The organism is Arcicella sp. LKC2W (genome assembly GCF_034931005.1).
Classification (GTDB): Bacteria; Bacteroidota; Bacteroidia; order Cytophagales; family Spirosomataceae; genus Arcicella.
On sequence record NZ_JAYGIN010000003.1, the window covers coordinates 13194 to 26737 of the forward strand.

General features: G+C 35.9%; 7 protein-coding genes. 2 read left to right on the forward strand and 5 right to left on the reverse strand.

Features of this window, described 5'->3' with window-relative positions; translation table 11 throughout:
* Window positions 1-119: 119 nt before the first annotated feature.
* Window positions 120-5660: an alpha-2-macroglobulin gene (locus VB796_RS03055; protein WP_323345037.1), complete on the forward strand. Its 5541-nt coding sequence runs from the start codon at window positions 120-122 to the stop codon at window positions 5658-5660.
* Window positions 5661-5722: 62 nt separating this feature from the next.
* Here VB796_RS03055 and VB796_RS03060 read toward each other — a convergent pair whose 3' ends face one another.
* From VB796_RS03060 to VB796_RS03075, 4 genes are all read right to left on the reverse strand, one after another.
* Window positions 5723-6376, reverse strand: coding sequence for a hypothetical protein (locus VB796_RS03060; protein WP_323345038.1), 654 nt, complete (start codon window positions 6374-6376; stop codon window positions 5723-5725).
* Window positions 6376-9411 (reverse strand): HsdM family class I SAM-dependent methyltransferase, encoded by a 3036-nt coding sequence (locus VB796_RS03065; RefSeq protein WP_323345039.1) that lies wholly within the window; start codon window positions 9409-9411, stop codon window positions 6376-6378. The genes VB796_RS03060 and VB796_RS03065 overlap by 1 nt, the downstream gene beginning before the upstream one ends.
* Window positions 9412-9423: 12 nt before the next feature.
* Window positions 9424-10191: a LexA family transcriptional regulator gene (locus VB796_RS03070; RefSeq protein WP_323345040.1), complete on the reverse strand. Its 768-nt coding sequence runs from the start codon at window positions 10189-10191 to the stop codon at window positions 9424-9426.
* Window positions 10192-10524: 333 nt separating this feature from the next.
* Window positions 10525-11667: a DEAD/DEAH box helicase gene (locus VB796_RS03075; RefSeq protein WP_323345041.1), complete on the reverse strand. Its 1143-nt coding sequence runs from the start codon at window positions 11665-11667 to the stop codon at window positions 10525-10527.
* 314 nt (window positions 11668-11981) lie between these two features.
* On the opposite strand from VB796_RS03075, the gene rhaT reads away from it, so the two are divergent.
* Complete coding sequence (gene rhaT, locus VB796_RS03080) at window positions 11982-13052, forward strand: L-rhamnose/proton symporter RhaT (RefSeq protein ID WP_323345042.1); 1071 nt, start codon at window positions 11982-11984, stop codon at window positions 13050-13052.
* 88 nt (window positions 13053-13140) lie between these two features.
* Here rhaT and VB796_RS03085 read toward each other — a convergent pair whose 3' ends face one another.
* Window positions 13141-13506, reverse strand: coding sequence for a hypothetical protein (locus tag VB796_RS03085; RefSeq protein WP_109744763.1), 366 nt, complete (start codon window positions 13504-13506; stop codon window positions 13141-13143).
* Between the last annotated feature and the right edge of the window lie 38 nt (window positions 13507-13544).

The following is a 13544-nucleotide window of genomic DNA, read 5'->3' on the forward strand; positions in this document are numbered from 1 at the left end:
GGATTACCTACCGCTTAAAAGAATTACGCCCAAATAGTTGAAAATGCGTTAAAGATTTCTGAACTTTTCAGTTATAATCAACTAACGCTTTCTCGATTTCTGAAATCGAGCTTAACCCGATGAAGTCCACTTCCCGTTTTCCTCAATTTCCCCTTTATTTTCTAAGTTTTATTTTCTTGTTTTTTGTCTCATGTTCAAAATTTGGCGATGTAGCTATCTCTAATATGAATTTTGAAGATGAAGTGCAATTAGCTCAAAATCTGGTGTTTACCTTTGATAAAGACCTTGTGCGTGATGGCGACCTCAATACTTGGGAAGCAGAACCATACATTGAAATTTCTCCGAAAGTGGAAGGCAAATTCAAATGGACGGCTACTAACGAACTCATTTTTTCGCCTGCGGTTGGTTTTGAACCTGCTACTGAATATACGGCTACCATTAGTAAATCAGTTGTGAATAAATCTGAGAAAAAATATGGGGTCAGTTCTGAAAAAATCACGTTTCATACGCCTTATTTGAAATTGGAAAACGTAGAAACTTATTGGACAAAATCTCGTGAAGATGGACAAGGTGCTGCCGTGTTGAAAATGAATTTTAATTATCCTGTGAACCCGCAGGAAGTAGCGAAAGTCTTGAAAGTTACGGATTCAGATGATAAAAAATACGATTTTCAAATGAATCAATCGGGTACGTCTGCGAGTGTGAGCGTGAAGATAAAAGGCTTGTCGGATGGTGAAGGAAAAGCTTTGAAAATCAATTTAGATAAAGGGCTTTCGATGCCAAATTCTAAATTTGAAACGCCCGAAGAATTGACTTTGGAAGCATCATTGCCCGATATTAAAACCTTAGAAATCACCAACGTAGAACACGGTTTTGAAAATAATCAAGGTTTTGTGAAAGTCGTTACCAATCAGACGATTAGCGTTCAAGATTTAGAGAAAATCTATAAAGTTGAAATCAACGGGGCATCTTCGGAAGAAGTCGTTGAAGAACCCATCATAGAATATGATTCTTTGGGGAATCCAATCGAAAAAGCACCCGTTGCTCCAAAAGCCAAACCGCAAATTCCAACGCTTGAAACCAAAGCAGAAATTACCGAAAATGGATTTATCATTAAAGGTGATTTTAACGAATCTGATAACTATATTTTAACGATAAATAAAGAAGCAAAAGGTGTTTTAGGCGCTTCATTGTCAGATGATTATACGAAAGATTTGTATTTCGGACAAATGCCTGCTTCGATTGGATTTGTCAATAAAAAAGCTGTTTATTTATCGTCGAAAGGGAATAAAAACGTTGCCATTAATATTGTCAATACACCCAAAGTAAACGTTAGAATTGCCAAAATTTACGAAAACAACATTTTGCATTTTTTGACGAATGGACGTTATTTGAATTACGATAACGCCAACTACGATGAAGAAGGAAACAGTTCTTCAAACATATACGATTACGACACCGACGAAGCAGGTCAATATTCGGATGTGATTGTTAATAAAACCGTTGAAACAGCCAATCTTGCCAAAACCAAAGGCGTTCGAGCGTTGAATTTGTCCTTGCCCGAACAAAATTCTATCAAAGGAATTTATTTGGTAAGCGTTAATTCTAACGATGAATATTATAACCGAGCAACCAAATTAGTTAGTATTTCGGATATTGGATTGATTATGAAATCGTCTGAAAATGAAGTAGTTGTGTTTGCTAATTCCATCAAAACCGCCGAGCCAATGGGTGGCGTGGAAGTAAGTTTGATTTCGTCGAATAATCAAACGATTCAAACCGTAAAAACCGATGGAAAAGGCATGGCGATTTTCAAGGAATTTAAGGCTTCAAAATTCCGACCCGCCATGATTACGGCTCATACCGATGACGATTTTAATTACCTTTTCTTAGAAGGTTCGCAGGTGGAAACTTCTCGTTTTGATGTAGAAGGAAAACGAGATAATGCGTCTGGTTTTGAGGCGTTTATCTACGGCGACAGAGATATTTATCGTCCTGGAGAAACCTTGCATTTTAATACCATTATTCGTAAAAATAATTGGGAATCGGTGGGTGAAATTCCCGTAAAAATTCGCTTGCTTTTGCCAAATGGCAAGGAGTTTCAAACCTTCAAAAAAACGACCAATGCACAAGGTGCAGTTGAAATGTCCGTTCCGACCGACCGTGCGTCCATCACGGGTGTGTACGTGGTGGAAGTGCTGAATGCGAACGATGTTTTATTGGCTTCTCGCAATATTTCCATCGAAGAATTTATGCCCGATAGAATCAAAGTTGAGGTAAAAGCGGGCAAGGAATTTTATCGAAATGGCGAGACGATTCAGATTAATGCAACGGCTACAAATTTGTTTGGACCTCCTGCCTCCAATCGGAATTATCAGATGGAATTGAATTTGAACCGTAAACTTTTTGAGCCGAAAGAATACAAAGGTTTCATCTTTGATATTCAAGATAATACCAATTTTGAAATGGTTGCTCGTGAGGGCGTAACCAACGAAAATGGTATCGCTTCGGAAGGTTTTCAAATTCCTGCAACTTACGCAAATATGGGTGTTTTGGAAGCAAAAACGTATGTAACAGTTTTTGACGAAACGGGTCGCCCAGTGAATCGTTTGAGTAAATTAGACATTTTTACGCAGTCCGTTTTCTACGGAATTGGAATGCCAGATACGTATATTGGAACGAATGTACCGACTCAAATTCCGTTGGTGGCTCTGAATAAAGACGGAAAACCAGTTTCGGTAAAAGGTCGAGTGGAAATTGTACGCTTTGATTATCAGACCGTTATCGAGAAAAATGCCGATAATACCTTGAAATATTCTTCTAAAAAACAAACCAAAGTTGTCTATTCTCGCACCATGAATTTTGACGGAGGAAAGGCAATGGTTTCTTACGCTCCCCCTGTTTCGGGCGAGTACGAAATTCGGGTTCATAGTGAAGGGGCAAAATCTTGGACGGCTCAAAATTTCTATGCTTACGGCTACGGTTCAACTGAAAATAGTTCGTTTGAAGTAAATAACGAAGGAAAAGTGGAGATGTCGTTTGATAAAGAAAAATACAACGTTGGCGATAATGCAACGGTACTTTTCAAAACGCCATTTCAAGGAAAATTGATTGTAACGATTGAAAGAAATCACGTTTTGGAAAATTTCGTGATTGAAACTGATAAAAAATCGGCGGAATTGAGTTTCAAAATTGGGAAAGAACATTTGCCAAATGTCTATGTTTCGGCTACGTTGATTCGTCCGATGGATGGCTCAAATATGCCTTTGACAGTTGCTCACGGATACGCCCCTATCATGGTGGAAGACCTTGATAATCAATTGCCAATCGAAATTGTGGCGGTTGAAAAATCTCGTTCAAAAACCAAACAACGAGTAACGATTAAAACCAAAGGCAATACAGAATTAACGATTGCGGTGGTTGATGAAGGAATTTTGCAACTCAAAAACTTCAAAACACCCGACCCTTACGCTCATTTTTACCAAAAACAGGCTTTGGAAGTAGATAGCTACGATTTGTATCCGTTTTTATTTCCAGAATTATCAATTTCGGGAAGTTCGTCAGTTGGTGGAGATGGTTACGATATGCAAAAGCGAGTGAACCCCTTGAATAATGGACGGGTAAATTTAGTAGCCATTTGGTCGGGAATTGTGAAAACTGGCGTAGGAGGAGAGGCAACTTTTGAGTTTGATATTCCGCAGTTTTCGGGCGATTTACGCATCATGGCGGTGGCTTACAAAGATGAAGCCTTTGGTTCGGCAACGAAAAATATGAAAGTCGCTGACCCACTCGTGATTTCTACGGCTTTGCCAAGATTTGCTTCGCCAAATGATGAAATTCAAGTGCCTGTTAATATTACTAATACCACCAAGCAAAACGCCAATGTTACGGCAACGGTTTCATTATCAGGCGGTTTGTCGGTGGTTGGTAACAAAACGCAGACCTTAGTAATTCCTGCCGAAAAAGAAGGAAGAGCTTATTTTGCGGTGAAAGCTGCTCCAAGTATTGGCAATGCAACGGTAAATGTGGTGGTAAATGGATTGAAAGAGAAATTTACCGAAAAGATAGAATTAACGATTCGTCCAACGACTTCTTTACTGAAAACTTCGGTGGCTGGCGTGGTCAATGGTGGTTCGATTGGTAATGTAAATTTAATAAATGACTACATTCCGAGTTCGTTGAAAACCGAAATGACGGTGAGTAAATCGCCAATGGTGCAGTTTATGGACAAGTTCCAAAACCTCTTGAATTATCCTTATGGTTGCGTAGAACAAACGACTTCAACGGCTTTTCCACAATTGTATTTTTCTGAGTTTGTTAAACAAATTCAGTCGGGTAAAAAACCGTACATGAAAGCGGGAGAAAGTCAATTAAATCCTCGGACAAATGTAGAAGCGGCCATTCATAAACTTGAATCAATGCAATTGCCAAGCGGCGGTTTATCATATTGGCAAGGCGGCGACCGTGAATCTTGGTGGGGTTCTGCTTATGCTACGCATTTCTTATTAGAATCACAAAAGAATGATTTTCAGGTAAATAGCTCAACTTTGGGCAAATTAATCGAATATCTAACGGTGGCTTCCAATTCTAAAATGACTGATAAAGAATATTACTTTTTAGAAACAGGAACTTACGAAACCAAAGTGATTGCGGCACGTGAAACTATTTATAGTTTGTACGTTTTGGCGATGGCAGGAAAGCCGAACCGTTCGGTAATGAATTATTACAAATCTAATATGGACTTACTCACCACCGATTCAAAATATCTTTTGGCAGCAGCATATAGTCTGATTGGCGAAGTAAAAAGTTACAACGCCATTTTACCGAAAAATTACGGTTCAGAAATTACCGAAAAGCAAACGGGCGGAAGTTTCAGTTCACCGATTAGAAATCAAGCTTTGGTGTTAAATACCTTGATTGATACCGACCCAAATAATTTACAAATTCCGACTTTGGCGAGACAATTATCCCAAAATTTGAAAGCCGAACCGTATCTAACCACGCAAGAACAAGCCTTTGCATTTTTGGCGTTGGGTAAATTAGTGAAGAAAGCCAATGCAAGCACCGTAACGGCTTCAATTTCAAGTAATAATAAAGTGGTGGGTAATTTTACGGCAAATGATTTATTGATTAAAAATATCGGAAATCAGTCGGTTATCCGCACGCAAGGAAAGGGAAGTCTTTACTATTTTGCTCAAGCTGAAGGTTTAAGTGCTACGGGCAAATACGAGCAAATTGATAATGTATTGAAGGTGAGAAAGCAATTTTATACTCGTTCGGGACAACCTTTGGGTGGAGCAAAATTCAAGCAAAATCAGTTGATTGTCATAAAAATTACGCTCCAAAGTACCAACGGATTGGCAGTTGATAACGTGGTAGTTACGGATATGTTACCCGCAGGCGTAGAAATCGAAAACCCAAGACTAACCGCAGACCGTGATTTAGTATGGGTAAAAGACCAAACCACACCCGAACATTTCGATATCCGAGACGACCGAATTAACTTCTTTACCAACATTTCCAACAAGCCACAAACGTTCTATTACTTAGTAAGAGCTGTTTCAAAAGGCAAATTCCAAATGGGACCCGTATCTGCGGATGCGATGTATCGTGGGGAGTATAGAAGTTATAGTGGGGGTGGGGTTGCGGTGGTGGAGTAGAGAGAATAAGTTAAAAAATAAAAAGCCATTAGTCTTCTGATAATGAGAAGGTTAATGGCTTTTTACGCTAATTGCAAGAATAAATGTTTGAGAGTCAAATTTTTAGGATTTACTTGATTTTCAGAAATATAAAATTCATCATACACTGGTTTTATAGGCTTTGCAATGATTCCATAATCTGTAAAATCTGTTGAAATTCTGTTATTCAAATTAGAGAGAATTGCGTTTTTATCTCCGTTTAAAACATAAGCTATCATTACGCAATTGCTTGGGTAATGCCCTGTTAATAAATGACTTATGCCTGTTTCGATGTATCTTTTGTAGTAATATGAAGCATTTACGGGTTTACCATTTTTCTTTATCCATGAATTTTCTGATACATTTTTCGCTTCTGCATAGTAATTAAATTCTTCTTTTTGAAACCATTTAAGAAACATAAAATCTATTCTTGGAGCTGTTTCAACTTCATCTTCTTCAAAAGCGTGTTCATCTGAATAGATGATAAATTGTGGTATGATTGAAATTTGATGCTCTTTCCTAAGATTCAATGGCTGCATACAAGCGATGTAATGAACCGTTAATTTATCTTCTTTCCAATCTACGTCATATTTCTTTGCCCTGAGCATAGCTTCATAACCTTGATGTAGCAATTCAAGGCAAAATCCTTCCATAGCTAACTGGAAAGACTCATAAATGTCGGTGTTGAATGGTGTCATTAACTCTTCTTACTTAGTATTTCAGCAATGATTTCGTCTGCTTCATTCAGAGCTAATGAACGTGACCAAAAACGCTTTTCGTTAGGTTTAATAATATAGATAGTATCTCCAGAATAATATTTCACAAACTTGCGATAATAGATGCTTTCCGTGTATTCTTGATAGGTAAATTCATTTATTTCTTTGAGAATTTTGGCAATATTTGTGTTGCCATTTTCTTCAATATAGCCAGCCTCTTGGTCTTGATTAAAATGTAAGGCTACAATATTCAACGGAATTTTAGGAGCTACTGGAAAAACCGTTACCCATGCAGTTAGCGAACTACCAAATTTCAAAAAACTATTAATGTTATTAGCCAAATATTGGCTATACGTCTTTATTTCAATGTTTTGGCAAGGACGAAATGCTATACTTTCTTTTTTATTCTGAAAACCATCTAAGGTTAGATTTATTAAATCTTCAATTAAAACAATTTCATTTGAAGTTAAATTAAGAGCTTCATAAAATAAATTATCAATCTTTTTTTCGATTTCTTCAATACTATAAATAGCTAAATTTTGCTTTTTAATCGCAATGATTTCATCCATACACACTACGATTGCTTCTTTTTTGTCTTCGGGTAGGGAGAAGCATAGATCTGGTAAATCGAATATTTCATTAGGCTTCACTTCTTCTCTCTCTATACCCCAACTTGCCGCTGTCAAAAACATTATATAAGAAGCCAATCCAGAATTTAAGAAAACAGACAATAGTTTTAATTCCTTTTCACCTTTTTCTATGTGAATACCATAAATCGTACTCTGAAAAGAACAATCAAAATCTAAATATGAAGAACAGAATTTTTTATTTTCTTGACCTGTTTTGATTAAAACATGAGGTTTTTTATATGCCTCTTCATTTCCAAATCTGCGAAATATTGTACGGTTAATTGATCGAGTTTTTTCAATATCAGTATAATAGCGATTTATTTTACCAGCGTCTATATGTGGAATTAGGTTGATAGTAAAATTAGGCTTATCCGCATCAGAAGTTTGAAATCCAACACCTGACTTATCTTTCCATTTTTTTTCTTTAAAAATATTTAAAAGACTATTTACTGATTTAAATTGCTCAATTAATGCAAAATCCTTCTCCGTTCCCCACATAGCCGATTTTAAAATCTTCGTATCTGGCTTTTTAACCTGTTCCCTTGGCAAATACTTAACATCTGTTGCATCAATAGCAATACCATTCATAAACCGATTTTTTAGAACGGTTTTAGGGGCAACGTAAAGTAAACGATTTGAAGGATTTTCTGGGAAAGTATTGCTATAAAACAAAATACCTGCTGGTCCACTTGCTGCACCAAATAAACTTCCTCCTTCATCTTTTGAGGCATTTCTTAGAATAGAGAAATTGTAAATTTCTTCTACGTAAGTTTTCTCAAATAGAAAATCTCTGAATTTTTGATATGGTTTTCCAGTATTAAAAAGAATTTTGATACCTGTAACTAAGGCTATCTTTCCTTTTGGGCAAAGTGTGGTGGCTTTGTGTAAAAATGCAATAACTGCTTCTTGTGCAAATTTATGTTTTGTAAGATATTGGCTTACATCTTCGTCTAATCCTCCTTTCTTGAAAGGGGGATTTCCGACAATTAAATCATACTCTATTTCCTCAAAAGGTCCCGAAGAAATGGTGCTCATTCTGAATAAATTATTCCCCTGTGTATTGGGATTAGGGTTTTCAGGTTCGTAAATGAGGTAAGGGAATTTACCAGTTTGCCAAAGATTTTTTGGGTCAAGTCTGTTGAGCATGGCAAGGTATAAACTAAATGCAGCTACCTTGATGGCTTCTTTTTCTTGTTCTACTCCAAATATATTGTCTTTAACAATTTTACATATTGTATCGAAATTAAGGTTTTTGTCAGGATTAGCCATTTCCCAACGATCTAACAAACGGTTGAGGCTTTCTACCAAAAAAATGCCAGAACCACACGTTGGATCCAAAATCTTGATATTATGATTCGTGTCCTCAGTGGTAGGATATGGAAGGACTTTATTTAAAATGAATTCCGCTAATGGACGAGGTGTGTAGAAAGCACCCGTTTTAGACTGTTTTTCTTCACCACCTTCGTTAGAAAGAAAATCCTCATAAATCCCACTAATTAATTCAATAGGAATAATACGGAAGTCAAAAATACGCCAATCAAACAAATTGAGTTGGTTTTTATTATCTTTTATTTTTGACCAAAAACATTCTTTAACAATTTGTAAATGCTCTATTGTAACATCTTTTTCTTTGTCTGTAATGGGGCATAAGTTTCCATTAAAAGAAACTTCTAATTTTTTGAAGATACCATAAGTGGCTTCTCTATCTCCTAAAATATGAAAAAATGAACTTGCGTCTCGTTTATAATTTTGGTAAAAGCTTGGGTCTGTTGCTCCTCTGTCTTCTAAATAAAGCGTAAAAAGTACCCGTAAAAGAATATCGTGAATGACATGAATATCTAAGCCTTTTGATTTTAAATGAGTCCGAGTATCTCGTAGGTTTTTAATAAGGGCTTGCTCAATTTTTACCTTAGATTTAATCTTATTAGCGTAATCTTCTTTGCTCCAAAAATCACCCGAATCAATTGAGACTACTCCAAAAACGTCTTTCAACTCATTTAAGGCTGTTTCATCGCCTTTCTTTGCTTTAAATATTTCAAGACTCTCTACATTTTGGCTATCGTCATTAGGATTTATAGGTTTATCAAATCCATTATATACTCGGATTTCGGTAGGACTTTCTACATACAAAAACGGTGCTTTGCCTTGATTCCAGATACTTTTTTGAACCTTAGCGAGGTCTTCTAATACTTCTTCCTTGAAATTGGGTACAGATTTAAAATAAATAGCGGGTTGTTCTCCTAAAAAATAAACTTTATCTATGCCGTACAATAGATTATTCGCCTGTTCAACGTAATGACGCTTGACAGGGGGTAATGTATTGGTATCAGAATTAACGTCTATTATACCTTTACCAAACTCTAAATAATCAATTACTGAAAAATCCATTTTTATTGCTAACTACTTTTTATTTTCAATGACTCGATTGATGCTTTGTTCAATAGTATTCATTTTAAGCATCAATAAATCTGTATTATCTTGTACTATGTCTCCGTAACCAATAAAAGCAACCATTTCCCAAATTTCCAGTATGTCTTTAAAATGTATTGAAAACGGCTGGAAATTAGGATTATCTGACAATAAAATAATACTATGCTTTGAGTTTTTTTCTATGATAGCTCTTTTAAATAGAAGCCCTTCTTCTCTTAATAGAATGATATAGCGTTTATTATTTAGTATTTGTTCCGCTTTTTCTATATATCGACCAACAATTACATCTCCTTCTTTAATTGGTAACATTGAGGTACCTTGTATTTCAAAAGCCCTGTATGTTCCTTCTTTCAATTTAGGAAATGTAAAACGAGATAATTCGCCTATAAAATTTGTATTTTCAAAATTTTGAGCATACCCAGCTACCGCTTTGATAGGAATAAATTCTATATTTTCCTTTTGATTTTCATTAACTGTTATTGCTAAAACACGAAGTTGATTAGTAGTATCAGTGGTTATAATTTCATTTATTTCACTCTTTTCAATATCATCAAAAATAAGTTTATCAATACTTACACCAAAATTCGTACTAACTTTTTGTAAAAAGGATGAAGGAGGGTCATGTTTCCCATTTTCATAGTTTGCATAAGTGGCTCTCAAAATACCTAATATTTTCGCCATTTCTTGTTGAGCTAATGAACGACTTTTTCTTAGATATTTTAAATTTCGAGACAGCAATTGATAAAATTTTGTACAAATGTATGAAATTCTATCAATTTTGGCTTTTAAAGTTACAATAAATATATAGTTTGGCTATTGTAATCACATTACAAATTTTAAATAATTAAATATTTCAGTCAGTTTGGGTTCATAAATGGGATAAATATAATCATAAAAGTCCCATCAATAATTTCCATTTTTCTAAATGATTTTGAAATGATGTTCCTGTTCTATACAAATTATGGGAATGGTTTCGCTTGATGGGGTTATGTAATAATTCGTGAATTGATTCACTAAATATTATAATAATTTGGGATTCAATTCGCTAAAATAACAAATAAGTGTATTTCATCAAGCCTTTCCAACCTCCACCAAATTCCCATCAATCATCTCCACTTGTTTCCCCATTTTTTTCTGAATGATTTTGAAGTGATGTTCGTCTTCTGGGCAAATTAGGGAAATGGCTTCGCCTGATGAGGTTGCTCTACCTGTGCGTCCGATGCGGTGAACGTAGTCTTTGGGCGAGCGGGGTAATTCGTAGTTAATTACGAAGGGTAAAAATTGAATGTCTATTCCTCGTGAAGCTAAGTCGGTAGCAACTAAAACGGGTGCTTTGCCCGTCTTGAAACCACGTAGAGCTTCAGTTCTTGCTCCTTGCGTTTTTTTGCTGTGAATGGCTATGGCGTTGATGCCGTTTTTCTTCAATTTCTCCACCAAATTATCGGCAGTTCTCACCGATGACACAAAAACCAAAACCTGCGTCATGGCTTGCGACTTAATTAAATACCGTAAAAGTGGTCCTTTTCGTTCGGGACTTACGGTGTAGGCGGTTTGTTTTATCAAATCTAAATTCTCAACTTCTGGCTCAATTTCTATTTTTACGGGTTCACAAAGAAGGTTTTCTTTGATGACTTCCAATTTGGTATCGAGCGTGGCGGAGAATAATATATTTTGACGTTTTTTGGGTAGAAGTTGGAAAACGTAAGACATTTCTTCTTGAAAACCCAAGTCTAACATTTTGTCTGCTTCGTCCAAAACGAGCATTTCTATTTTGGTCAAATTGAGCGATTGCGTCGAAATCAAATCTAACAAACGCCCCGGAGTAGCCACCAAAATTTCGGTATCTCTCAATTTTGTCATTTGTTGATTGAGCGGAACACCCCCAAAAACGGCAAGATTTTTCACTTTTATGGGTAAATTTTCGGAAAAACTGCTGATAACTTCACTGATTTGAAGAGCTAATTCACGAGTAGGTACGAGAATCAAAACCTTTAAATGCAGACTTCTTACGGCTTTTTTACGTTGGAAAAACTCTAAAATAGGCAATACAAAACTGGCGGTTTTTCCAGAACCCGTTTGTGCAATTCCTTGAATGTCTTTTCCCGATAAAATAGCAGGAATTGCCTGTTCTTGGATAGGAAATGGATTGGGATATTGTTGTTTGGCAATGGCTTTCAAGAGCGATTCCGATAAACCAAGAGATTCAAATGACATATTTATGTTGTTAAATTTATACAAAGGTAATCATGTACCACGGGAATCCTTCCCGTGTACGTAGAGTTCAACACGGGAAGGATTCCCGTGGTACTTATAGTTGCAATACACGGGAAGGATTCCCGTGGTACTTATAGTTGCATACACGGGAAAGATTCCCGTGGTACTTATAGTTGCATACACGGGAAAGATTCCCGTGATACTATTATATTACAGGTAAGTACAGGTGTATCATATCCCAATTATTGTTTAGGTTTGTGGAAAATGATATTTTGTTATACTTTTTCCTAATTTAACCATATTTAAGAATCAACATGGGAGCAATTTTTGGCGTTATTTTTCACTTTATTGGTGGTTTTGCATCGGGTAGTTTTTATATTCCTTATAAAAAAGTAAAAGGTTGGTCTTGGGAAAGTTACTGGATTACTGGCGGTATTTTTTCGTGGTTAATTGTTCCTCCGATTGCGGCATATTTGACTATTCCAGACTTTGCTTCTATCATTTCAAGTACAGAAGGTTCAGTTTTATTTTGGACATATTTGATGGGTTTATTGTGGGGAATTGGTGGTTTAACTTACGGTTTGGGTGTTCGATATTTGGGTGTTTCGTTGGGTAGTTCTATTATTTTGGGACTTTGCTCGGTTTTTGGTTCAATCATTCCTTCGATTTACTATAATTTTAATCCGACTGCGGGTAAAGATACTATCCACGATTTAATGACGACTTCATGGGGACAAATGGTTTTATTAGGTTTGGCAATTTGTGTGTTGGGTATTGTTATCTGCGGAAAAGCAGGTGGTATGAAAGACAAAGACCTTAATGGGGAGACTGCTGACAATGCAGAATTTGACATTTCAAAAGGATTGACATTTTCAATTATTTCGGGTGTTTTGAGTGCTTGTTTTAGCTTTGGAATTGAGGCAGGTTCATCAATGGCACAGGTAGCAAATGAGCAATGGGTGGCTTTAAATGCTGGTCAGGGAGAGTTTTTGTATAGAAATAATGTGGTTTACATCGTTATCCTTTGGGGTGGCTTGACTACCAATTTGATTTGGTGTATGTATCTAAATTTCAAGAATAAATCGTTTGGTGATTATTCAAATTCAGAGACACCATTGTTGAAAAACTATATTTTCTCAGCTATTGCAGGTACAACATGGTTTCTACAATTCTTCTTCTACGGAATGGGTGAAAGTCGCTTAGGTAATGGTCCAAGTTCATGGATTTTACACATGGCATTTATCATCTTAGTTGCCAATTCGTGGGGCTTGGTTTTGAAGGAATGGAAAGGCGTTTCAAAGAAAACTTTAACAACTATTATTGTCGGAATTTTGACAATTGTATTGTCTGTTTTAGTCGTTGGATATGGTAACTCGTTGAAATAGTAGATATTATAGAACATGGATTAAACAAATTAGACACGGATATATAAATTTTATCCGTGTCTAATTCGTTTAATCCGTGTTCTATTTTTTAAGAAAGAATACTTGAATATTTTTCTTTCACTAAATACATAGCCAAAGCATTCACAATTACCAAAACAACGCCAATACCAGGAGCTTTTGCAATGTGTAGTTCAAATATAAGAATATTCACTACGATTGGAGCTACTAAAATTAAACCCAAAGCACGTGTTTTGGGAATTAAAACTAAGATTCCGAAAAGCAATTCACATATTTTAATAACCGTCATATAGCCTGTACTTCCGAATAACTTCATAAAAGTTTCAGCATCGCCAGTCATGGGTTGTTCTGGAGCAAACTTAAATAAATAAGCAGCACCACCGAAGATAAATAATGCACCTAAAAGAAAAGCTGGAATTTGTTTTACAATGTTCATAATTTTTGTGATTAAGGGGATAAATTAGTTTAAGAATG